Annotated in this window: 23 protein-coding genes; 22 read left to right on the top strand and 1 reads right to left on the bottom strand. The window is 41.9% G+C overall.

The window, feature by feature from the left end; translation table 11 throughout:
• The first annotated feature begins 5 nt into the window (after positions 1-5).
• From DFO72_RS02860 to deoC, 11 genes are all read left to right on the top strand, one after another.
• Positions 6-350 carry a YqxA family protein gene (locus tag DFO72_RS02860; protein WP_113882781.1) on the top strand — a complete coding sequence of 115 codons (345 nt, stop codon included), beginning with the start codon at positions 6-8 and terminating at the stop codon, positions 348-350.
• Positions 351-547: 197 nt separating this feature from the next.
• A complete protein-coding gene (gene lepA, locus DFO72_RS02855; RefSeq protein WP_113882782.1) occupies positions 548-2,383 on the top strand; it encodes a translation elongation factor 4 in 1,836 nt (611 codons plus the stop codon).
• Positions 2,384-2,761: 378 nt separating this feature from the next.
• On the top strand, positions 2,762-3,895 hold the full coding sequence (gene hemW / locus DFO72_RS02845; protein WP_113882783.1) for a radical SAM family heme chaperone HemW: 1,134 nt from the start codon (positions 2,762-2,764) through the stop codon (positions 3,893-3,895).
• 122 nt (positions 3,896-4,017) lie between these two features.
• A complete protein-coding gene (hrcA, locus tag DFO72_RS02840; protein WP_113882784.1) occupies positions 4,018-5,049 on the top strand; it encodes a heat-inducible transcriptional repressor HrcA in 1,032 nt (343 codons plus the stop codon).
• A gap of 95 nt (positions 5,050-5,144) precedes the next feature.
• On the top strand, positions 5,145-5,756 hold the full coding sequence (gene grpE / locus DFO72_RS02835; protein ID WP_113882785.1) for a nucleotide exchange factor GrpE: 612 nt from the start codon (positions 5,145-5,147) through the stop codon (positions 5,754-5,756).
• 25 nt (positions 5,757-5,781) lie between these two features.
• Positions 5,782-7,602, top strand: a complete 1,821-nt coding sequence (dnaK, locus tag DFO72_RS02830; protein WP_113882786.1) for a molecular chaperone DnaK — start codon at positions 5,782-5,784, stop codon at positions 7,600-7,602.
• A gap of 289 nt (positions 7,603-7,891) precedes the next feature.
• The gene (gene dnaJ, locus DFO72_RS02825) at positions 7,892-9,010 is read left to right on the top strand and encodes a molecular chaperone DnaJ (protein ID WP_113882787.1); all 1,119 of its coding nucleotides are present in this window, start codon (positions 7,892-7,894) and stop codon (positions 9,008-9,010) included.
• 20 nt (positions 9,011-9,030) lie between these two features.
• The gene (gene prmA / locus DFO72_RS02820; protein WP_113882788.1) at positions 9,031-9,969 is read left to right on the top strand and encodes a 50S ribosomal protein L11 methyltransferase; all 939 of its coding nucleotides are present in this window, start codon (positions 9,031-9,033) and stop codon (positions 9,967-9,969) included.
• Between the two features lie 82 nt (positions 9,970-10,051).
• Complete coding sequence (locus DFO72_RS02815; protein WP_113882865.1) at positions 10,052-10,801, top strand: 16S rRNA (uracil(1498)-N(3))-methyltransferase; 750 nt, start codon at positions 10,052-10,054, stop codon at positions 10,799-10,801.
• A 6-nt stretch (positions 10,802-10,807) separates the two neighbouring features.
• Complete coding sequence (gene mtaB, locus DFO72_RS02810; protein ID WP_113882789.1) at positions 10,808-12,160, top strand: tRNA (N(6)-L-threonylcarbamoyladenosine(37)-C(2))-methylthiotransferase MtaB; 1,353 nt, start codon at positions 10,808-10,810, stop codon at positions 12,158-12,160.
• A 444-nt stretch (positions 12,161-12,604) separates the two neighbouring features.
• Entirely contained in the window at positions 12,605-13,276 is a 672-nt protein-coding gene (gene deoC / locus DFO72_RS02805; protein WP_113882790.1) for a deoxyribose-phosphate aldolase, read from the top strand.
• Between the two features lie 132 nt (positions 13,277-13,408).
• Here deoC and DFO72_RS02800 read toward each other — a convergent pair whose 3' ends face one another.
• Complete coding sequence (locus tag DFO72_RS02800) at positions 13,409-14,329, bottom strand: Na/Pi symporter (protein WP_113882791.1); 921 nt, start codon at positions 14,327-14,329, stop codon at positions 13,409-13,411.
• Positions 14,330-14,565: 236 nt separating this feature from the next.
• Here DFO72_RS02800 and rpsU point away from each other — a divergent pair, with 236 nt between their 5' ends.
• The 11 genes from rpsU (at position 14,566) to DFO72_RS02745 (ending at position 24,292) form a co-directional block, all read left to right on the top strand.
• Positions 14,566-14,739: a 30S ribosomal protein S21 gene (rpsU, locus tag DFO72_RS02795; protein WP_009333009.1), complete on the top strand. Its 174-nt coding sequence runs from the start codon at positions 14,566-14,568 to the stop codon at positions 14,737-14,739.
• Positions 14,740-14,754: 15 nt separating this feature from the next.
• Complete coding sequence (locus DFO72_RS02790; protein WP_113882792.1) at positions 14,755-15,198, top strand: GatB/YqeY domain-containing protein; 444 nt, start codon at positions 14,755-14,757, stop codon at positions 15,196-15,198.
• Between the two features lie 252 nt (positions 15,199-15,450).
• Complete coding sequence (locus DFO72_RS02785; RefSeq protein WP_113882793.1) at positions 15,451-16,782, top strand: NfeD family protein; 1,332 nt, start codon at positions 15,451-15,453, stop codon at positions 16,780-16,782.
• A 20-nt stretch (positions 16,783-16,802) separates the two neighbouring features.
• Entirely contained in the window at positions 16,803-17,801 is a 999-nt protein-coding gene (gene floA, locus DFO72_RS02780; protein ID WP_009333006.1) for a flotillin-like protein FloA, read from the top strand.
• Between the two features lie 34 nt (positions 17,802-17,835).
• A complete protein-coding gene (locus tag DFO72_RS02775; protein ID WP_113882794.1) occupies positions 17,836-18,309 on the top strand; it encodes a hypothetical protein in 474 nt (157 codons plus the stop codon).
• Between the two features lie 247 nt (positions 18,310-18,556).
• Positions 18,557-18,847: a sporulation protein YqfC gene (yqfC, locus tag DFO72_RS02770; protein WP_009333004.1), complete on the top strand. Its 291-nt coding sequence runs from the start codon at positions 18,557-18,559 to the stop codon at positions 18,845-18,847.
• A gap of 18 nt (positions 18,848-18,865) precedes the next feature.
• On the top strand, positions 18,866-20,059 hold the full coding sequence (gene yqfD, locus DFO72_RS02765; protein ID WP_113882795.1) for a sporulation protein YqfD: 1,194 nt from the start codon (positions 18,866-18,868) through the stop codon (positions 20,057-20,059).
• Complete coding sequence (locus DFO72_RS02760) at positions 20,056-21,018, top strand: PhoH family protein (protein WP_009333002.1); 963 nt, start codon at positions 20,056-20,058, stop codon at positions 21,016-21,018. The genes yqfD and DFO72_RS02760 overlap by 4 nt, the downstream gene beginning before the upstream one ends.
• A 244-nt stretch (positions 21,019-21,262) precedes the next feature.
• Positions 21,263-23,455, top strand: coding sequence for an HD family phosphohydrolase (locus DFO72_RS02755; RefSeq protein WP_113882796.1), 2,193 nt, complete (start codon positions 21,263-21,265; stop codon positions 23,453-23,455).
• Entirely contained in the window at positions 23,452-23,922 is a 471-nt protein-coding gene (gene ybeY / locus DFO72_RS02750) for an rRNA maturation RNase YbeY (protein ID WP_113882797.1), read from the top strand. The genes DFO72_RS02755 and ybeY overlap by 4 nt, the downstream gene beginning before the upstream one ends.
• Complete coding sequence (locus DFO72_RS02745; RefSeq protein WP_113882798.1) at positions 23,900-24,292, top strand: diacylglycerol kinase family protein; 393 nt, start codon at positions 23,900-23,902, stop codon at positions 24,290-24,292. The genes ybeY and DFO72_RS02745 overlap by 23 nt, the downstream gene beginning before the upstream one ends.
• The last annotated feature ends 156 nt before the right edge of the window (positions 24,293-24,448 follow it).

The following is a 24,448-nucleotide window of genomic DNA, read 5'->3' as shown; positions in this document are numbered from 1 at the left end:
GCGGAATGAAAATATTTATGCTAAAAGCTCTTTTTCTGGCAGCGGTTATGTTTGTCTCAGTATTATTTGGAATGCAGCAGGCAAATGAAGGAATCCACAGAATGAAGGGTTTCCATGACGAAGATTTCAAGAGTGCCCTAACCTTAAATGAAACCAATGAAGGTGAAGTGCATGCATCTGTCCTGGGAAATGATGTGTCCAGCCATGATCTTCAGCAGAAAAAAGAAAAGCTTGAAGAAATGAAAGCATATAACTTTTTTTCATCTCTGGGAAAAAGTATATCCGAAGGCTTATCAGAGCTGACAGAAAAATCGGTCGCATTCATCACAGACTTAATAATCGGAAAGTAGGCTGCTCAGGAGGGCAGCCTTATTTTTTTTGAACGGTTAGAGACGTGAAGCTTAGCATTGAATCTTCACAAACGTACTGATATAATCAAAAATAGTGTATAAACTAAAAGGACTATTTAAAATTGACCACACTTGGCTCCAGGCGCCTGTCTTAAGGCGCTTGCGCTTTTCTTATAGTAGGAGTTGAATTATTTATAATGAACAGAGAAGAGAGACTAAAAAGGCAAGAGAAAATAAGGAATTTTTCGATCATTGCCCATATTGACCATGGCAAGTCGACTTTGGCGGACAGGATCCTTGAAAAAACCAATGCGCTGACATCACGCGAAATGAAGGATCAGCTCCTTGATTCCATGGACCTCGAAAGAGAGCGCGGCATCACGATCAAGCTTAATTCCGTCCAGCTAAATTATAAAGCTAAAGATGGAGAGGTATACACTTTTCACTTAATAGATACCCCGGGACACGTCGATTTTACATATGAAGTTTCCCGAAGTCTGGCAGCCTGTGAAGGAGCAATCCTGGTGGTGGATGCGGCTCAGGGTATTGAAGCACAGACCCTTGCAAATGTCTATCTGGCCTTGGATAACGATCTTGAGATTCTTCCGATCATCAATAAAATTGACCTTCCAAGTGCGGATCCGGAACGGGTGCGCAATGAGATTGAAGAAGTCATCGGCCTGGATGCTTCTGAAGCGGTACTTGCTTCATCAAAAGCAGGAATCGGCATTGAAGAAATCCTTGAACAGGTAGTTGAAAAAGTGCCCGCTCCAGTAGGTGATCCGGATGCCCCTTTAAAGGCGCTTATATTTGACTCCCTTTATGATGCCTACCGTGGAGTTGTAGCCTACATCCGTGTGGTGGATGGTACGGTAAAAGTAGGAGATAAAATAAAAATGATGGCAACTGGGAAAGAGTTTGAAGTTACTGAGGTCGGTGTGTTCACTCCTAAATCCACTCCATTGGCTGAATTATCAGTTGGAGACGTCGGCTTTTTGACTGCTGCAATCAAAAATGTTGGAGATACACGTGTAGGAGATACCATCACAAGTGCGAAAAATGGTGCAGACGAAGCTCTTCCTGGGTACAGGAAGCTGAATCCGATGGTTTATTGCGGACTTTATCCAATAGACAGCGCCAAGTTCAATGATTTGCGTGAAGCCCTTGAAAAGCTGGAACTGAATGATTCTGCCCTGCAGTTTGAGCCTGAAACGTCACAAGCGCTTGGCTTTGGATTCCGCTGCGGTTTCCTTGGATTGCTTCACATGGAAATCATCCAGGAGCGCATTGAGCGCGAATTCAAAATTGACTTGATTACAACAGCACCAAGTGTTATCTATGATGTCATCCTGACTGATGGCACAGAGGTTAAAGTGGATAATCCATCCAATATGCCTGATCCGCAAAAGATTGACCGTGTCGAAGAGCCTTATGTAAAAGCTACAATGATGGCGCCTAATGATTATGTGGGAGCCATAATGGAACTTTGCCAGCAAAAACGCGGCATCTTTATTGATATGCAATACATGGATGAAACCAGAGTAAATATTATATATGAAATTCCTTTATCGGAAATTGTTTATGATTTCTTTGATCAGCTGAAATCCAATACAAAAGGATATGCCTCTTTTGATTATGAACTAATTGGGTACAAGCCTTCAAAACTTGTTAAAATGGATATTCTGTTAAATGCCGAAAAGGTAGACGCATTGAGCTTCATCGTTCATAAGGATTTTGCTTATGAAAGAGGAAAAGTAATCGTTGAGAAGTTAAAAGAGCTAATTCCCCGTCAGCAATTTGAGGTTCCTATTCAAGCGGCGATTGGCCAGAAAATTGTAGCCCGCTCAACTATTAAAGCCATCCGCAAAAATGTATTGGCGAAATGTTACGGCGGGGACATCTCCCGTAAGCGTAAATTATTGGAGAAGCAGAAAGAAGGTAAAAAGCGGATGAAACAGGTTGGTTCTGTTGAAGTTCCGCAGGAAGCCTTCATGGCAGTTTTGAAGATGGACGATAACAGCCCTAAAAAGTAAAATATTTGCTTTGTTTTAAGAGGTTAGATATGCTGTCATAATAATAACAGCACTAACCTCTTTTTAATTGAATGTGTTTTAAAATTTGTTGCTTTCTAGTGGCTAAATGAGTTAAACCATTGAGTTGATTGGAGCAGAAGGCGCGAGATCCTCGAAAATGCTGCCGCATTTTCTGCTTTCGGTGTTGATTCAAGGAAGCTTATTCATCGTCCTGCGGGAGTAGCGTACCAGGGGAGACCCCGCAGACGCAGAGCGTCGAGGAGCTTCGGCAGCCGTGTGGGAAAGCATGAGTGCCTGCCGGCGGAAATCAACGGGTAAAATTCAAAAAGCTATATAAATTAATTGGAGAGCGATTGAATGATGAAAGTAGTGAAATAAATGATTAAAGCAGCTTATATACACATCCCATTTTGTGAACATATCTGTCATTACTGTGATTTTAATAAAGTGTTCTTGAAGAACCAGCCAGTTGGAGAATATCTGGACTCTCTTGACATAGAGATGGATCTTGCTTTGAAAGAAGTACCTGCATCCCGCCTTGATTCTATCTTTGTAGGAGGCGGCACGCCAACTGCGCTGAACGAGAAACAGCTGGAAAAGCTTTGCGGCATCATCAAAAGGCAGCTTCCCTATGACTCGTTCACAGAATATACATTCGAAGCTAACCCAGGAGATCTCTCTGAGGAAAAACTTCAAATATTGCATGATGCTGGAGTCAATCGGCTCAGCTTTGGCGTTCAGACCTTTAACGATGAACTCTTAAAAAGAATTGGAAGGTCACATAGAGCAAGAGACGTTTTTCAATCAATTGAAGCTGCAAAAAAAGTCGGTTTCGATAACATCAGTATCGATCTTATATATAGTCTTCCAGGCCAGACACTTCAGGATTTTAAAGATACACTCGAAACATCATTTACACTGGATATTGCCCATTATTCCGGCTATTCACTGATCATTGAACCCAAAACGGTATTCTATAATCTGATGAGGAAAGGAAAACTGCCGACTCCTGGTGAAGATGTGGAAGCTGAGATGTATGAATTATTAATGGAAGAAATGGACAAACACGGCTTTGCGCAATATGAAATCAGCAATTTTGCAAAACCTGGCTATGAGAGCCGGCATAACATCACTTATTGGGATAATAAATGGTACTATGGCTTTGGGGCTGGCGCACATGGCTATGTAAAAGGACTTCGCCGTTCAAACCACGGACCCCTGAAAAAATATATGGAGCCTATTGAAAACGGCCAGCTTCCGATCCTGGAAGAGCATAAAGTGCCCTTGGAAGAACAGATGGAAGAGGAAATGTTTCTTGGACTAAGAAAAACGGAAGGTGTCTCAATAAGTCGCTTTAAAGAGAGATTTGGCAAAGATCCGCTGGAGCTGTTTGAAGTCCAAATTAAACAGCATACCGAAAAAGAATTAATTGTTGCAGGGGAAGAGCATATTAAATTGACAAGGCGAGGACGTTTCCTTGGAAATGAAGTATTCCAGTCCTTTATAGGGTAATCAGGCATAGGTATTGCGTCGGGAAAAAAGAAAGCCAAATTATTGACACTGCACGTTTGATTTGATAATTTATTAGTAGAATTAGCACTCGGTAACAAAGAGTGCTAACAGAGGTGATAACTGTGTTAACAGATCGTCAATTATTAATTTTTCAAGTAATTGTTGATGATTTTATTCAAACTGCACAGCCTGTCGGGTCGAGAACCTTGTCGAAAAAAGAAGAAATTTCTTTTAGTTCCGCAACGATCAGAAATGAGATGGCTGATTTAGAGGAACTTGGGTTTATTGAAAAAACACACACCTCATCGGGGAGGATTCCATCTGAAAAAGGGTATCGCTACTACGTGGATCACCTTTTATCCCCGCAAAAATTAAATCAGTATGATATCCACAAAGTGCAATCGATCTTTGCGGAAAGAATCTATGAGCTTGAGAAAATCGTTCAAAGATCGGCAAAAATTCTATCTGAGCTGACAAATTATACATCCATTGTCCTCGGGCCTGCAGTAAGGGATAACAAGCTGAAGAAAATTCAGATCGTTCCGTTGAATAAAGAAACAGCAATAGCAATTATTGTCACAGATACAGGCCATGTGGAGAACAGGATGTTCCACTTGCCGGAAAACATTGATGCCAGTGATTTGGAGAAGGTTGTCAATATCCTTAATGACCGGCTTGCCGGTGCACCATTGGAAAGTCTGAACAATAAGCTATATAAAGAGGTTGCCGTTCTTTTAAGGCATCATATCAATAATTATGATTTAATGCTGAATTCAATTGCCGATACAATCAAGATACCAGCCTATGATAAGCTTTTCTTCGGCGGGAAAACAAATATGCTCAGCCAGCCCGAGTTTCATGATATAGAAAAAGTTAAAAACCTCATGAATATGATCGAGCAGGAAGAAGGCATATATGATTTAATCCGTAAAAACAAGTCAGGGATCAATATAAAAATCGGACGGGAAAACAATAATTCAGCAATGGAAAACTGCAGTCTGATAACAGCAAGCTATTCGATTGGCACCGAACAGCTCGGTACCATTGCCATTCTGGGGCCGACAAGAATGGAATATTCAAGAGTCATAAGCTTATTGAACTATATCAGTGCAGACCTATCAGCTGTTTTATCTAAATTGTATCAAAACAGATGATGGTGGAGATATTGATTAAGGGTGGAAAAACCTTTCCACTCCTTTCCTTATGGTTTTTATTTCGAAGAAACATCCATTCTTTAAGGGAGGTGAACATGTTGGCAGAAGAGAAAGGCACACTAAACCAAGAATTAAATGAACAAACCAACGAACCTGAAGGAACCGGAAATGAGGCTCCTATTGAAGAGGTATTTGCGGAGGCAGAAGCAGAAGCCGATACTGATAAGGGAAGCACTGATGGAGAGCTTACGGCAGCGAAAGCGAAAATAGCTGAACTGGAAGGCAAGCTGGAAGAAGAAGAAAATCGCATCTACCGCCTTCAGGCTGATTTTGAAAATTCCCGGCGCCGTGCAAGGCTTGACCTTGAAGCGTCTGAAAAATATAGAGCACAGAGCTTAATCTCCGATTTGCTGCCTGCGATTGACAATTTTGAGAGAGCTCTTCAGATGGAAGCTGAAAATGAACAGGCTAAATCTATCCTTCAAGGGATGGAAATGGTTTACCGCAGCTTGCTGGAGGCTATTAAAAAAGAAGGCGCAGAACAGATTGAAGCAGTTGGGAAAGAATTCGATCCTCATTTACACCAGGCTGTGATGCAGGTGGAAGATGAGAATTTTGATTCCAATATCGTGGTCGAAGAATTTCAAAAAGGCTATAAGTTAAAGGATAGAGTCATTCGTCCATCAATGGTTAAAGTAAATCAATAACTACATATTTGGGGAGGTAAAGAACATGAGCAAAATTATCGGAATCGATTTAGGTACAACAAACTCATGTGTCGCTGTCCTTGAAGGCGGCGAACCAAAAGTAATTCCAAATCCGGAAGGCAACCGTACAACACCTTCAGTTGTTGCGTTCAAGAACGGCGAGCGCCAGGTCGGAGAGGTAGCAAAGCGCCAGTCTATTACAAACCCGAACACCATCATATCCATTAAACGCCACATGGGCACGGATCATAAAACTGAAATTGAAGGAAAAGAATACTCGCCTCAAGAGGTTTCTGCTATTATTCTTCAATATTTGAAATCTTATGCAGAAGACTATCTTGGCGAGAATGTTACTAAAGCAGTAATCACAGTTCCGGCATATTTCAACGATGCTGAGCGTCAGGCTACAAAAGATGCAGGCAGAATTGCCGGCCTGGAAGTTGAACGAATCATCAATGAACCTACTGCTGCAGCGTTGGCATATGGTCTTGATAAAATGGATGAAGACCAGACAATTCTTGTTTATGACCTTGGCGGCGGTACTTTTGACGTGTCTATCCTTGAACTTGGCGATGGAGTATTCGAAGTAAAATCCACTGCCGGGGATAACCGTCTTGGCGGAGACGATTTTGACCAAGTAATTATTGACTACCTGGTTGATCAATTCAAAAAAGAGAATGGCATTGATCTTGCCAAAGATAAGATGGCTCTTCAGCGTTTAAAGGATGCCGCTGAAAAAGCGAAAAAAGATCTTTCAGGTGTGACTTCAACGCAAATCTCGCTTCCGTTTATCACGGCTGGGGAAGCAGGACCATTACACCTTGAAGTTACACTTTCAAGAGCTAAATTTGAAGAACTGTCTGCTGACCTTGTAGAACGCACAATGGGACCTACACGCCAGGCGTTAAAGGATGCTGGATTGACTCCTTCAGAACTTGATAAAGTTATCCTTGTCGGCGGTTCAACTCGTATTCCTGCCGTACAGGAAGCAATTAAGAAAGAAACAGGAAAAGAACCGCATAGAGGAGTTAACCCTGATGAAGTTGTTGCAATGGGTGCAGCCATTCAGGGTGGTGTAATAACAGGTGACGTTAAGGATGTTGTCCTGCTGGACGTAACTCCTCTGTCTCTTGGAATAGAAACAATGGGCGGAGTGTTCACTAAGCTGATTGAACGCAATACAACCATCCCAACATCAAAATCCCAAGTGTTCTCAACTGCTGCTGATAACCAGTCAGCTGTTGATATCCATGTGCTTCAAGGGGAACGCCCGATGGCTGCAGATAATAAAACACTGGGCCGATTCCAGCTAGGCGATATTCCTCCTGCTCCTCGTGGAGTGCCTCAAATCGAAGTATCTTTCGATATCGACAAAAATGGTATCGTAAACGTACGCGCTAAAGACTTGGGCACAAATAAAGAGCAGGCCATTACGATTAAATCATCAACAGGCTTATCTGATGAAGAAATCGAAAAAATGGTAAGAGAAGCTGAAGATAATGCTGAAGCAGATAAGAAGCGTAAAGAAGAAGTTGAACTACGCAATGAAGCGGATCAGCTGGTATTCACTACTGAAAAGACTCTAAAAGATCTTGAAGGCAAAGTGGATGAAGCTGAAGTGAACAAAGCAAATGAAGCTAAAGATGCCCTAAAGGCTGCAATTGAAAAGAATGATTTGGATGAAATCCGTGAGAAGAAAGATGCTTTACAGGAGGTTGTCCAGGCGTTAACAATGAAACTTTATGAGCAGGCTCAAGCTGCACAGGGCGCAGAAGGCGCTGAAAGCAAAAGTGACGACGATAATGTCGTAGATGCTGAGTTCGAAGAAGTTAAAGACGATAAATAATTCATCAATTAAATGATGGTGTGATCTACACGCCAGTCACAGGTACAAATCAAAAGTCAAAGTCAGGTTTTTCTTGGCTTTGGCTTTTATTTCTGTTTGAAGCAATCCATTAAAAATGCATAAAGTGTTTTTGCCCCTTGCCCTATGAGTGGAACGGGGTCCTTTCTTTGGGGAAGAGGCAAATGCCAATGAATAATTCTCTGTATTAGAAGTGTGTATTGCGGTTGCGGAATATATTTAGAGAATGATACAATAACCTTTATGTGAAATGAATCGGGGAGTGGTAATCATGAGTAAAAGGGATTACTATGAAGTTCTTGGAATCAGCAAAGGTGCATCCAAGGATGAAATTAAGAAGGCTTATCGAAAGCTTTCAAAAAAATATCATCCTGATATTAATAAAGAGCCTGATGCAGACGAGAAGTTCAAGGAAGTTAAAGAAGCATATGAAGTCCTCAGCGACGACCAGAAAAAGGCCCACTATGATCAATTCGGGCATACGGACCCTAACCAGGGCTTTGGCGGAGGCGGATTTGAAGGGTTCGGCGGATTTGAAGACATCTTCAGCACCTTCTTCGGAGGAGGCTCCCGCCGGCGTGATCCTAATGCCCCAAGACAGGGTGCAGACTTGCAGTACACTATGTCCTTATCTTTTGAGGAAGCAGTATTTGGCAAAGAGACTGATATTGAAATTCCGCGTGAAGAGGTGTGTGAGACTTGCAGCGGATCAGGCGCGAAGCCAGGAACTAAGCCGGAAACATGCCGTCACTGTCACGGATCTGGTCAGCTGAATGTAGAACAAAATACGCCATTTGGCAAGATAGTAAATAGAAGGGTTTGTCACTACTGTAACGGTACCGGCAAAGAAATCAAGGAGAAGTGCACTACTTGCCGAGGAACAGGTAAAGTACAAAAACGCAGGAAGATACATGTGAAAATTCCTGCCGGCATTGATGATGGCCAGCAGCTTCGAGTGGCTGGTCAAGGGGAACCAGGTGTAAATGGAGGCCCTCCTGGCGATCTTTATGTCGTATTCCATGTTCGTTCACATGAGTTCTTTGAGCGTGATGGCGATGATGTATATTGTGAGATGCCTATAACGTTTGTGCAGGCTGCCCTTGGCGATGAGATCGAAGTGCCTACATTGCATGGGAAAGTAAAACTAAAAGTTCCTGCTGGCACACAGACAGGAACCAAATTCCGCCTAAAAGGAAAAGGTGTTCCAAATGTAAGAGGATACGGCACAGGGGATCAGCATATAATTGTCCGTATTATTACACCAACAAAGCTGACAGAAAAACAGAAGCAGATTTTAAGCGAATTTGCTGAAGTCAGTGGAACAGTTCCTCAGGGAGAACAGGAAGAAAGCTTTTTTTCTAAAGTAAAACGAGCCTTTAAAGGTGAATAAAGGAATGGGAGTTGGTAGTAGTGAAATGGTCAGAAATCAGTATTCATACTGCAAATGAAGCTGTTGAACCGATTTCGAATATTTTGCATGAAGCCGGAGCAAGCGGAGTTGTAATAGAGGATCCTTTAGAACTTGTAAAAGAAAGAAAGGACCAATTCGGTGAAATCTACCAGCTCAATCCGCAGGATTATCCTGAAGAAGGCGTAATTGTAAAAGCGTATCTGCCAGTAAACAGTTTTCTTGGTGAAACAGTCGATGAAATAAAAGAAGCCATCAATAACCTGATATTATTTAACATTGACATTGGGGCAAATAAAGTCAGCATTAGTGAAGTAAATGAAGAAGAATGGGCTACTGCCTGGAAAAAATACTATAATCCTGTAAAAATTTCAGAACGTTTTACAATTGTCCCAACCTGGGAGGATTACACACCTGTCAGCAGTGATGAACTTATCATAGAGCTTGACCCTGGAATGGCCTTTGGAACGGGAACACACCCTACAACGGTGATGTGTATACAAGCACTCGAAAGAACAGTAAAACAGGGTGATAAAGTTGTAGATGTAGGAACAGGATCGGGAGTTTTAAGCATTGCAGCAGCTATGCTTGGTGCTGAGCAAGTGAAAGCACTTGATCTTGATGAAGTAGCAGTTAACTCAGCTAAACTAAATATTAAGCTGAATAAAGTGCAGGATATAGTTGAAGTTTCACAAGGAAACCTGCTCGATGGTGTAAGTCAGGGGGCTGATGTGGTCGTTGCCAACATCCTGGCAGAAGTGATTCTCAGATTTACTGATGATGTTGCATCTGTTGTCAAGGAAGGCGGGTACTTTATCGCTTCAGGCATTATCCAGCAGAAGAAACAGGAAGTAAGAGATGCTATTTCCGCAGCAGGATTTGAAGTTGAAGAAACTATTCAAATGGAAGATTGGGTTGCTATTTTGGCAAGGAGAAAGTAATAATGTGAAAAAGGGGGTAATGCACTTACCCCCCTTTTACAGTTGGAAGTATACTGGACAGGCAAGAAAGAGGGTGCAGGTTGTGCAGCGGTATTTCACAGAGAATGCTATAAAGGAAAATGTCTTTCTAATTAAAGGGGAAGACCGCCATCATATTGTAAAAGTAATGCGCATGAAAGAAGGCGACCAGATTATCTGTGTCGATCAATCCCAAAATAGTGCACTTTGCTCAATTGCAGAAATTACCGATGAACATGTGGCTGCAGAAGTTGTACAATGGATTGAAGGGTCTTCTGAACTGCCTGCCAATATTACGATTGTGAGCGGACTGCCTAAAGGGGATAAGCTTGAGTGGATCATTCAAAAAGGCACTGAGCTGGGAGCACACCGTTTTATCCCTTTTACTTCAGCCCGTTCAGTAGTAAAATGGGATGCGAAGAAATCTGTGAAAAAAGCAGAGAGATGGCAGAAGATTGCTAAAGAAGCTGCTGAACAGTCACACAGGACCATGGTGCCTGAAGTGTTTGCACCTCTTGATTTGAAGTCATTGCTGAATTTATCTGGAGATTATTCATATAAATTGATTGCCTTTGAGGAAGAAGCGAAGCAGGGAGAGGACTCTGTGCTCTATAAAACCCTTACTTCTATGAATAAAGGACAATCGCTTATGGTTGTATTCGGACCTGAAGGCGGGCTTTCTGACAATGAAGTTTCATTGCTGCAGGAAGCAGGCTTTCTTTCCTGCGGATTGGGGCCGCGTATTTTAAGAACAGAGACAGCACCTCTCTATTTGCTGTCAGCTGTTTCCTATCATTTTGAATTAATGGGGTGAAATTAGATGCCTGCAGTTGCATTTCATACACTTGGCTGCAAAGTCAATCATTACGAAACAGAAGCCATTTGGCAGCTGTTCAAAGAAGCTGGCTATGAACGGACAGACTTTGAATCGGTTTCAGATGTATATGTGATTAACACATGTACGGTTACAAATACTGGTGATAAGAAAAGCCGCCAGGTAATCAGAAGGGCAATCAGGAAAAATCCTGATGCGGTTATCTGTGTAACGGGCTGTTATGCACAAACCTCACCTGCCGAAATTATGGCGATTCCTGGTGTGGATATTGTTGTTGGCACCCAGGATCGAGTAAAGATGCTTGAATATATCGAGCAGTATAAACAAGAACGGCAGCCGATTAATGGTGTTGGAAACATCATGAAGAACCGTGTCTACGAAGAGCTTGATGTTCCGGCATTTACCGATCGGACACGTGCTTCCCTTAAAATTCAGGAAGGCTGCAATAACTTCTGCACTTTCTGCATTATCCCCTGGGCGCGCGGTTTAATGAGATCCAGGGATCCAAAAGAAGTAATCCGCCAGGCGCAGCAGCTGGTTGATGCCGGCTATAAAGAAATCGTTCTGACTGGAATCCATACAGGCGGTTATGGCGAAGACATGAAAGATTATAATCTGGCTATGCTTCTTAGGGATCTGGAAGCTCAGGTCAAAGGTCTTAAACGTTTAAGAATTTCTTCAATTGAAGCCAGTCAGATTACCGATGAAGTTATTGAAGTTATGGATCAGTCCAAGGTAGTTGTAAGGCACTTGCACATTCCTCTTCAGTCTGGCTCAAATACTGTCCTAAAGAGAATGCGCCGCAAATATACCATGGAGTTCTTTGCTGAGCGTCTTGAGCGCTTGAAGGAAGCTCTCCCGGGTTTGGCTGTTACCTCAGATGTTATCGTTGGCTTCCCGGGAGAAACAGAAGAAGAATTTATGGAAACCTACAACTTTATTAAAGAACATAAATTTTCCGAGCTTCATGTATTTCCTTATTCAAAGCGTACAGGAACACCTGCAGCGAGAATGGACGACCAGATTGATGAAGAAGTTAAAAATGAGCGTGTCCATCGCCTGATAGCATTATCAGATCAGCTTGCAAAAGAATACGCATCTCAGTATGAAGACGAAGTTCTTGAAGTGATTCCAGAGGAAAGCTTTAAGGAAAGCAGTGACAGCAGTTTATTTGTCGGCTACACTGACAATTACTTGAAAGTCGTCTTCCCGGCGGCAGAAGCAATGGTCGGCCAGATTGTGAAAGTTAAAATTACAAAAGCTGGATATCCATACAATGAAGGTCAATTTGTAAGAGTTCTTGATGATTTGAGCGAAACAAAAGAGGCGGCAGTTTAAAGGAATTACCTTATGGTAGTTCCTTTTTTTATACAGTTGTTATTGTGAATTGGAGGTTAATTGCTTTTTAATAACTTAGTTTATTTACTGAGAGATCTTCGCTGTGGGCACTTGATTCTCGAAAATGCTGACGCATTTCCTTCGTGCGGTTGTTCATTCCAGGAAGCTTAATCAATGTCCTGCAGACCCCGCAGGCGAAGCCGAGGAGGCTTCTTTGTTCCTTCCTGCGGAAAGCAAGAGCCCCTTGCTGAAATCAACAGGATGAATTCATAAGCAAAACAACAATCTATGCGAAAAAAGCCTTTGATAAATTTATTAATATCTTTTGGGAAAAACTACTTTCGAAAACGATTACAAAAAGCATAAATAGTGCTCGATATTTTACTGTCTAAGTGATATTATGTAAGAGGTACGTACAACTGTTTTTTAAAAGGAGTAGTTAAAATGACAAATAACGTAGCAAAAATGATCGATCATACATTACTTAAAGCCGATGCAACAAAAGATCAAATTGAAAAAATCTGTGCCGAGGCTAAAGAATACAATTTCGCGTCAGTTTGTGTAAACCCGACATGGGTCAAACTTTCAAGCGACTTGCTTAACGGGACTGAAGTGAAAGTCTGCACGGTAATCGGCTTCCCTCTGGGAGCTTCCACACCAGAAACAAAAGCATTTGAAACAAATAATGCTATCGAAAACGGTGCAACAGAAGTAGATATGGTAATTAACATTGGCGCTTTAAAAGGCGGAGACAATGAGCTAGTGGAAAGAGATATCCGTGCGGTTGTGGATGCTGCCAAAGGAAAAGCATTAACAAAGGTTATTATCGAAACTTGCCTTCTTACTGAAGAAGAAAAAGTTCGGGCATGTGAACTTTCTGTAAAAGCAGGTGCTGACTTTGTTAAAACATCTACAGGATTTTCAACAGGCGGAGCAACTGCAGAAGACATCGCCCTCATGAGAAAAACTGTCGGCCCGGAAATCGGTGTTAAAGCTTCAGGCGGTGTAAGAAGCGCTGAAGATGCACAGAAAATGATTGATGCAGGTGCAACGAGAATTGGGGCAAGCTCTGGCGCTGCTATTGTCAACGGTTTAACAAGCGATTCGGATTACTAAGAAAAGCTGAAGGCGCCCGTTTATCGGCTTATGACCTCGGGCCGGCGGTGCCTGGAGCTAAACAGTTATCGGAATTCAAAGTAATATACTTGTTGTAAAATGCCGGGATTTCCCGGCATTTTTTTATTGTTTCTATCGGTCATGAAGCCTGATGACAAACCTTCCAAACTGATTTGCAACTGGAAGAACAACCAGTGAAGATATTACATTAAACAAAACACTGATGTGTGCAAGCTGCACATCCGGGGAACCGGATGCACTTTGTCCAAGAACAGCAAGAGCGTGAATAAAAGGATAAAAGGCTGCGACACCTAGGCAGTTCAGCCAGATATGGGCAAAGGCAGTCAGCCTTGCTTCTTTTCCGGAACCGATCGATGCTAAATAAGCGTCTACGCATGTTCCGATATTAGACCCAAGCATTATGGCAATCCCGGTATCTAAATCCATTGCTTCTGCAGTTAAAAACCCCATGATAATGCCAGTTGTTGCGGTGCTTGATTGGATAATCGCAGTAAGGACAATTCCAGCCGCTACTGCGAACATATAATTCCCATCCAAGGTAAGAAGCCAGTGATTGACCATATCATTATCTTTAACTGAACCGGCCAGATATTCAAACCCGCGCATTGCCGCAAAAACCGCTGATAAACCCAGCAATGCCAGACCTGTGCTTCGCATGCTGTTTTTCTTCAATACAGCCAGGATGCTTCCGGCAGCAGCAAGCGGAATAATATAAGATTCTATATTAAAAGTGATTAATTCTGTCGTAAATGTTGTCCCGATGTTGGTTCCTAAAATGATGCCGATTGTCTGGGGGAAAGTAAGCATGCGTGCAGATACCATTCCAATTGTAATAATCATTACCGCTGAGCTGCTCTGCAGGACAGCGGTGACGATTGTGCCAATAACCAGGCCTTTCCAGGGTGAATTTGTCATCACTGCCAGCCATTTTTTTAATGAATCGGCAGATAAATTAAATAGACCTGACCTTAAAAGTGTCATACCATAAATAAATAACCCGATTAGCAGAAAAAATAATAACAGCTGGACCAAGTATTCACCCCCTACAATTAATACTATGGGACAGAATGCTGGGACATGCTTAAGTGTCAAAAATTGTTTAATATGTTATGAACGGGGTATTAAACAATCACAATCAAATAAAAACTAATCTCATAGCAGGCTAATTACTGTTGACCTTGATAAGCTGTTATATTATAATTGCAAGGTACATGGAATAAACCATGTTGTTGATGTAAGTGTGTTGTGCTCGGAGGGAGGGAAAGAGAATGTCTAAAACCGTCGTTCGTAAAAACGAATCGCTTGAAGATGCTCTTCGTCGCTTCAAACGTTCAGTATCAAAAACTGGTACTTTGCAGGAAGCAAGAAAGCGCGAATTCTACGAAAAACCTAGTATTAAACGTAAGAAAAAGTCTGAGGCTGCTAGAAAGCGTAAGTGGTAAGAGAGGGTGTATGTAATGAGTCTTCTCGAGCGTTTAAATGAAGATATGAAACAAGCGATGAGGAATAAAGAAAAAGAAAAGCTTACTGTCATTCGTATGATTAAAGCTTCGCTTCAAAACGAAGCAATCAAGCTTGGTGAAGATCTTAACGAAGAACAGGAGCTGACTGTCCTTTCTCGCGAAGTTAAACAACGCAAGGATTCCCTCCATGAATTTGAAAAAGCAGGTCGTGAAGATCTTGTTGAAAAAATTCGTACTGAACTTCAGTATGTCGAATTATATATGCCAAAACAGCTCTCTGAAGATGAAGTTTCAAAAATTGTTGCAGAAACGGTTGCTGAAACTGGTGCTTCATCAAAAGCTGATATGGGAAAAGTGATGGCTGCTATTATGCCTAAGGTAAAAGGCAAAGCAGATGGTTCACTTGTAAATAAACTTGTACAACAACACCTTTCATAAAACTATGCATTAAAAGACCGAAAGCCATTGGCTGACGGTCTTTTTTATTTTGCGGTCTCTTAATTTATGCATACCCTTAAGGCTATGAAGACTTAATTACTGCTGGAATGATTTACTTTCATTTCTAGGTTATACTAATAATACAGCCGCTTTGTAAATACTAATCATAGGGAAAAATAAAAAATGAAACTTTTTAATGATTGAATCGTACATACATGTAGAATCAATTTTACGGTTAAAGGGGGGAAAAAGTTGATTGCCAGAAGAGCAATAACCGCCTTTTCATTGTTCTTTGCTCTGCTGCTTTTAGGAAGCCCTTTTCAAGGAAAAGCTGATAATGAAAAAGTACTGATTGTTCCTATTGAAGAAACTGTGGAAAAAGGGCTTTATGCATTTTTAAACAGAGCGGTCCAAACAGCTGAAGAAGAAAACGCCTCAGCCATTATATTTGAAATAAATACACCTGGAGGCGCAGTGGATGCAGCCGGGCAAATCGGAAGGCTGTTAACCTCGACAAATGTAAAAACAATATCTTTTGTCAATAAGCAGGCCTTATCTGCAGGTGCCTATATAGCCTTGAATACGGATGAAATATACATGGTCCCGGGTTCAACAATGGGTTCAGCTGCAATTATTGACCAGCAGGGGAATACGGCTGGGAAAAAAGCGGAATCATACTGGTTTGCGGCTATGCAGAGTGCTGCCTCACAAACGGACAGAGATCCTGTTTATGCCCTTGCTATGGCAGATGAGTCGGTGGATATGCCAGATTTGGGGGCGCCGAAAGGAAAGCTTCTTACCCTTACAGCTGAACAGGCTAAAGAGGTAGGGTATTCGGAAGGCACAGTAGATTCAAGGGCGGAATTACTGAAAGTGCTCGGGTTTGAGGGAGCTGAAATACAGACAATTGATGAAAGTTTTGCAGAAAAGGTGGCCCGTTTTATTACCCATCCAGTCGTTATACCAATTCTATTATCCATCGGAAGCCTCGGACTTGTTCTGGAGCTGTATTCACCAGGCTTCGGCATCCCTGGGTTCATGGGATTATCGGCACTGCTCCTTTTCTTTTATGGCCATATGGTGGCCGGTTTGGCAGGATATGAAACTTTAATTCTGTTTGTAATTGGCATAGGTTTAATAATAGCTGAGTTTTTCCTTCCTGGTGGAATTGCAGGAATAGCTGGAATAGCAGCAGTATTGGGCAGCCTGTTCCTGGCAGCGGACAATCCAGCCCATATGGGAATGTCTATCTTAATTGCTATGGGAGTTTCAATATTGGCATCTATATTAATGATAAAGGTGTTTGGTAAAAAGATGAAATTCTTTAAAAAAATAATATTAACCGATAGCACAAATACAGAAAAAGGCTATATCTCAAATAAGAGCAGAATTGAACTGATTGGCCTTGAGGGGTATGCACTTACAGCACTAAGGCCATCTGGTACAGGTGTCATCGGGGATGAACGGATTGACGTTGTCAGTGAGGGAGGCTTTATCCTTAAAGGGGCAAAAATAAAAGTTGTTAAAGCAGAAGGCTCACGTATTGTTGTAAGGGAAGTATCTAATCTTGATTTAGATAAATAAAATCATCAGGAGGTAGGAATATGTTAGAAGCAGGGACAGTATTTGTTCTGGTTGCCGTGGTACTTGGTGTCATTTTACTTGGGATATTATTCACCTTTGTACCGGTAATGCTGTGGATTTCAGCATTGGCAGCAGGTGTCAGAGTCAGTATCTTTACATTAATTGGAATGAGGCTACGCCGGGTTATCCCCAGCCGTGTTATTAACCCGTTAATTAAGGCCCACAAAGCAGGGCTTAATGTATCAACAAACCAGCTGGAAAGCCATTATTTAGCCGGTGGTAATGTTGACAGGGTTGTGAATGCATTGATTGCAGCCCATCGTGCAAATATCGATTTAAGTTTTGAGAGAAGTGCCGCAATTGATTTGGCAGGCCGGGATGTTTTGGAAGCAGTGCAGATGAGCGTTAACCCTAAAGTAATTGAAACACCTTTTATTGCAGGGGTGGCGATGGATGGCATTGAGGTAAAAGCTAAGGCCAGAATTACTGTAAGAGCCAATATTGACCGTCTTGTTGGGGGAGCCGGAGAGGAGACGATCGTAGCGCGTGTCGGGGAAGGGATCGTATCTACAATCGGTTCATCTGATAATCATAAAAAGGTTTTGGAAAATCCAGATATGATTTCTCAGACGGTTCTCTCAAAAGGTCTGGACGCAGGCACTGCTTTTGAAATCCTTTCGATTGATATTGCAGATGTGGATATCGGCAAAAACATTGGTGCGGAACTTCAGACTGAACAGGCTGAAGCAGATAAGAAGATTGCCCAGGCTAAAGCGGAAGAAAGACGTGCAATGGCAGTAGCACAAGAACAGGAAATGAAAGCCCGCGTTGAAGAAATGCGAGCGAAGGTTGTGGAAGCAGAGGCTCAGGTGCCGCTTGCCATGTCAGAAGCACTCCGTTCTGGAAATATTGGTGTAATGGATTATATGAATATCCAAAACATCTCAGCTGATACCGAAATGAGGGACTCAATCGGCAATATGAGTGATGACGGCAAAAATGGCCGCAAAAATGACTAAATGATCCCATATTGGGAGAAGGGAGGAAACTCTCTTGGAATTCTTATTGGAGAATCCTTTTATTCTCATTGCCTTAATAGCTTTCATTTCCTCCTTCTTCAAAAAAAAGAAGAAGGAAAAGCCTGTTAAACAGACTCCCCGTTCACTACAGCAGGAGCAGCAGGCAGAAAGAACTTCGGCAGATTCTGCATTGCCCGTAACGCTAAAAGAAGAATACAGGCAGCAGGCAGAGAAAGCCAGAAGAATAGAAGAAGAATACAGGCAGCGTAAACAGCAGGCTGAAGAAAGCATGAAGGCTCTTCAGAATCAGCGGAGAGCTGTCGAAAGAAAAGCAAGTACATTAGCGAAAACAGCTTCCAATACAAACGCAGAGCAGCCAAAGGAACCATCAGGAGCAGGAAGTTTTGAGCTTAGGAAACAGTCGCTTGTTGACGGAATTATCTTGTCTGAAATTCTTGGGCCTCCAAGATCAAAAAATCCTCACCGATCCCTGAACAGGAGACAATAAGAAAAGCGGAAGCGCCTTGCCCACGAAGAAACGCAGACTAAGATCGCCACGTCCTGTGGCAACGTCTGCATGGCGCGCATCCCAAAAGCTGCCGCTTTCGGTCGTGCGATGAATTTGCTGTCGAAGCGTTCCTTGTGGAGCGGACAGTTATCTAACTTCAGAATTGATACATTCTATTCTTATCAAAAATAAGTGCTAGAACCTCCGTTCATTTCATAAATATGAGATGAAAGGGGGTTCTTTTTTTATGGCAAAAAAGTGGGGACAATTCGTCCGCGGCTGGATGACTAAAAATATGGAGCTTCCTCAAGATGTCATGATGGATCTGCCCCGCATCACAATGATTGGACAAATCCATATCTATATAGAGAACCACAGGGGATTATTGGCTTTTTCAGATAAGGAATTAAGACTGCTTTTGAAGCAGGGGCAGCTTTTAATTAGAGGGAAAGCCTTCGTCATAAAAACGATACTGCCAGAAGAAATACTGCTGGAGGGGAAAATTGACTCAGTAACTTATATTTCAGACACTGATTAAGAATTCAGGGGGAAGGAAATGAAGAACCAGTGGATCGAATTTTACAGGGGCCTTGTAACAGTTAAAGCAAGCGGGAAGGGAATAGAAAGGTTTATTAATGCGCTTACCCGCAGCGAAATCAATATCTGGAATGTGAAAAACCATGGAACGCAATCAGTCACCTTCAAAATGAAATTGGAAGATGTAAAAAAAATAAGGAGCCACGCCAGGAACAGCGATTGCAGAATCGAGTTCCTGCAGCGGGCAGGAGCTCCATTCCTTATGAAAAGGCTGCTGAAAAACAGCGGATTTGCTGCTGGTGCCCTCGCATTTTTTGCAGTCATTCTCCTTTTATCCAATATGGTTTGGGGAATAGAGATTAAGGGTGCAAATCCTGCAACTGAATATCAGATTATCAAAGAATTGGACAAGATGGGGGTAAAAAAAGGAAAGCTGCAGTTCTTTGTCGATAACGTGGAGTCTATTCAGCGTAAACTTTCAAACAATATTGAAGCAATTACTTGGGTAGGTGTGGAGTTAAAAGGGACAACCTACCATTTGCAGGTCGTAGAGAAAAATGAGCCTAAGAAGCCTGAGTATTTAAGTCCGCGCCATTTGGTAGCAAAGAAGAAAGCAGTCATTGTAGATATGTTTGTTGAAGAAGGGCGTCCAGTCGTTGATATACACGATCATGTTCAGCCAGGGCAGCTTTTGGTCTCAGGGATAATCGGGAAAGAGGGCCAAACAGAGACTGTTCCTTCGAAGGGGGAGATTTTCGGGGAAACATGGTATAAATCTGAAGTCATTCTTCCGCTTAAGAGCACTTTTAAAGTATTCAGCGGGAATGAAAAAGTCAAGCATGCACTTACGATTGGAAATCTTGAGATCCCAATATGGGGGTTTGGGAGCCTGGAGTTTGAAGAGTATGAACTAGAGGAGAAGGAACAAAGAGTAAAATTCCTGAAATGGGAGCTTCCTATTTCATATGTGAATAAAACGTTCCGTGAAAGGGAGCAAGTCACAAGAATTTATTCCAATAAAGAGGGATTTGAAGCTGCAAAAGATTTGGCAAGAAAAAAAATAAAAAGCAGCTTAGATGAAAATGCTAAAGTTATGGGAGAAAAAGTTTTGCACCAATCAATTGACAATGGTAAAGTAACTATAGCAATACATTTCCAAATTATTGAGAATATTGCAGAAGGACAACCAATTATTCAAGGAGATTCGGAATGACAGAAGACTTGAAAACAATGAACCTGCAGCTAGAAGACCCAAACGAAGCAATTGCCCTATTGGGGAATTCGGATGCAAACCTAAAAGTTATTGAGCAAGAACTGAATGTTTCCATTGTAACCAGGGGAGAATCTGTTTATGTGTCTGGAGAAATGGACAAGGTAGAACTCGTTGGAAAGGTTCTGGATAAACTGCTTTATGTAATCCGGAAAGGAATAAATATAAGCCAGAGAGACGTTATGTATGCTCTTCAAATGGCTCATAAGGGTACACTTGAGTATTTCAGTGATTTATATGAAGAAGAAATCACAAAAAATGCAAAAGGCAAATCCATTCGTGTTAAGACATTAGGCCAGCGTCAATACATTCATGCAATCCGCGGGAATGATCTGGTTTTTGGCATAGGTCCAGCAGGAACGGGCAAAACATATTTGGCTGTTGTTATGGCTGTTAATGCATTGAAAAATGGGAATGTGAAAAGGATTATCCTTACCCGTCCTGCAGTCGAAGCAGGCGAGAGCCTTGGTTTTCTGCCGGGGGATCTGAAGGAAAAAGTCGATCCTTACTTAAGGCCATTGTATGATGCTTTGCATGATATATTGGGTGCAGAGCATACACAAAGAATGATTGAAAGAGGCACAATTGAAATTGCACCGCTTGCGTACATGCGCGGAAGAACTTTAGATGATGCCTTTGTCATTCTGGATGAAGCGCAAAATACAACTCAAGCCCAAATGAAGATGTTTCTAACCCGGCTTGGCTTCGGCTCAAAAATGATTATTACTGGAGACAGAACACAAGTTGATCTTCCTAAAGGAGTAAAATCGGGCCTGATAGTGGCTGAAGATATACTAAAGGGTGTAAGCGGGCTATCCTTCGTTCATTTGGAACAAAGTGATGTTGTGCGGCACCCGCTTGTGGCCAGGATTATCCAGGCATACGAAAAAGAAGATAACTAATGACCCGTTAAACCGCCTGCTTTGGCGGTTTTTTCGTTGAGTAAAAAATTTTACCGGTATGAATGACAGCAGGAATTATCATGGAATTATTTGCTATTAACGAAATGTTTAGGTAACCTGTTAATAGATAGGCCTTTTTCTTGGTGAAAACTCTCAGCAAAGCTGTTATGATTTTACATATTAATACTGGAATGCTTTTTAAAGTTTTTTGGAATTTTTTTTACCCAGGACAGGAGGGGTAAATGTGCCAAACCTTCAGCAGAGTATGACAACAATCAGAAATTTGCTTAATATGACCTTTTTTCGTGTTCTCTTATTTATTCTCTTGGGGATTGTTATGTATTTTTCCATGTATAGTAATGTTAAGCCTGAAAAGCTGGATTTAAGTCTGTTCTCTGTTGCTGAACAGACTATAAGGTCACCAATAACAGTAGAGGATAAAGCTAGCACAGAAAGAAAGAGAAAAGAAGCAGAAAATAACGTTAAGGATATTTACGTTGTAAAAAAAGAGATTGCACAAAACAGAGTTGACCTGGTAACCTCCATTTTCGGATCCGTATCGGAAGTGAACGATGAAGTAAAAGAAGAGATTGAAGAGAAAAAGAAAGATGCTCAAAATGAGGCCGATAAAGATGTTGAGGCACCAGACCCTGCAGGAGCCGGTCCTGAAGATAAATTGGCTATGGTTAAGGAGAAGCTCACTGATGACGTAACACGTGAGGTATCAGATGGGGTTTTCCTTTCTTTGCTGCAGGCAAAGGAGGGAGAGCTGAGCATTGCAAAAGACCTTACGGTAACGGCCATCAATAAAATTATGAATAATGAAATTCCGGCTGAACAGGTGGAGAACGCAAAAAAGCGGGTTGAAGAAGAACTGAAGTTCACCAGCTTGAATTCAGATTTGAAAAAAGCTGCAATAGAACTGGGACGTTATGCTATATATCAAAATCAATTTTATGATCCTGCTGCCACGGAAGAATTACGGCAGCAGACTGTTGAGAGTGTCGAGCCGGTTAAAATCCTGCAGGGACAGATAATCGTTGAAGAAAATCAGCTGATCAGCCGGGACATTTACAGGCAGCTGGAACTTGTCGGACTCCTTGACAGCGTTAATTCGATTCAGCCTTTTATCGGGCTATCGCTGATAATCGTCATTGTCTTATCGGCCCTTTATTATTATTTCCATGAAATGAACGTGCAGCGCGAATTAAAGCAAAGTTATCTATTGCTGTTTAGCCTTATTTTTATCTTATCCATATTGCTGATGAAGGTCATCAGTCTGTTCCAATATGCTGATTATTCAGAAATAGGATACATTTACCCTGCAGCCATGGGAGCTATGCTGATCAAAATACTAATTGATGAAAAGCTTGCCATGTACTATACGATCATTATGGCTATTGCAGGAAGTGTAATTTTTAATGAAGGCGTCACGGGTACATTTCAGCTTACATCAGCCATTTACATCCTCTGCAGCGGCTTGGCTGCCATATTGTTTTTGAGCAAGCAGAATCGCCGCTCCAAAATCTTGCAGGCTGGTTTATTTGTATCCGCAGTAAACATCCTTGTTATCTTTTCAATGCTTTTCTTAAGAAACGGCCACTATGATACGATTGAATATGGCTTTTACTTTGTTATCGCTCTGATTTCAGGCATTTCGTCTGCTGTGCTGGCAATTGGCCTGCTGCCGTATTTCGAGGCAGGTTTTGGAATTTTGTCTACTATGAGGCTGATAGAACTCTCTAATCCTAATCATCCTCTGCTGAGAAAGATACTGACCGAGTCTCCCGGAACTTACCATCATAGTGTAATGGTTGCCAATCTTTCCGAGTCAGCGTGTGAAGCTATTGGGGCGAATGGCCTTCTGGCAAGGGTGGGATGCTATTATCACGATATCGGTAAAACAAAGCGGCCGCAGTTTTTTATCGAGAATCAGGTTAATATTGAAAATCCGCATGACCGCCTCCCTCCGCAGACCAGCAAGAATATTATTATAGCCCATGCTGCCGATGGTGCTGAAATGCTGAGGAAACATAAGATGCCGAAGGAGATAGTGGATATTGCCGAACAGCATCATGGAACAACATTGCTGAAATATTTTTACTACAAAGCAAAACAGAATGGACTGGAAGTAAAGGAAGAGGACTATCGCTATCCGGGACCAAAACCGCAATCAAAAGAGTCGGCAGTAATTGGGATTGCTGATAGTGTGGAAGCTGCAGTCCGTTCAATGGCGCATCCTACAACAGAACAAATAGAGGAACTGGTCAAAAAGATAATCGCAGACAGACTTCAGGATGGACAGCTGAATGAATGTGATTTAACCTTAAAAGAGCTGGAAACCGTTTCACACTCGTTCTGCGAAACGTTAAACGGGATTTTCCATTCACGTATCGAGTATCCTGAAATGACAAAACAGAAGGTGAAACAGGCATGAATTTAAATATTGATTTTTTGGACGAAACAAATGAGCTTCAGGAAAATGCTATAGCCAAAATTGAAGAGCTAATTAATTTTGCTGCCTCTAAAGAATCTGTGGAGCCGGAAAGCGAAGTATCCATCACATTTGTGACCAATGAACGCATCCGCGAAATTAACAGGGAGTATCGGGATAAAGATCGGCCGACAGATGTTATTTCTTTTGCAATGGAAGAGTTGGGTGAAGGGGAAATCGAGCTGATTGGTGCCGATATGCCGAGAGTCCTGGGGGATATCATTATCTCAGTTGCAAAGGCGAAGGAGCAGGCGGAGGAGTACGGTCACTCTTTTATAAGGGAGCTTGGTTTTTTGGCGGTCCATGGCTTCCTTCATCTTCTTGGATATGATCATGAAAATCCAGAAGATGAGAAAAAAATGTTTTCCCGCCAAAAGGATATATTAGATGAATTCGGGCTCACAAGATAGAAAGGTCCGAAAACACAGTGTCCTAAAATCCTTTGCGTTTGCTTTTTCCGGCATTAGGGCAGCAGTATTGGATGAAAGGAATCTGCAGATCCATTTGGCAGTGTCGATAGCTGTTATTATGTTTGGGGTATTCATTGGCATTTCCAGGCTTGAATGGATGATCATTCTCCTGGCCATCGGGGGCATGCTCTCACTCGAACTGCTGAACACAGCCATTGAAAGGGTTGTGGATCTGGTTACAGAAGAGTATCATCCCCTTGCAAAGCAAGCAAAGGATATTGCTGCCGGAGCAGTACTGGTGTATGCAATTGTAAGTGTAATTATAGGCGGAGTTATATTTCTTCCTAAAATTCTCATATTTTCGCAGTAATGTGAAGCTGTCCGGATGGGCAGCTTTTCTTTTTGGTATTGCTATATACACAGCAAAGTCTGAATTATGCTGAAAAAAATATAGAGCATGGATTTGAAAACACTCACTGAATCCGCTAAAATGACAGAACAGCAGTTAATATTGCATGCTGAGGAG

Source organism: Cytobacillus oceanisediminis (assembly GCF_004366035.1).
Classification (GTDB): Bacteria; Bacillota; Bacilli; order Bacillales; family Cytobacillaceae; genus Cytobacillus; species Cytobacillus oceanisediminis_C.
Note: the sequence above shows the minus strand (reverse complement) of the source record. Positions and strands in the feature narration are given on the sequence as shown.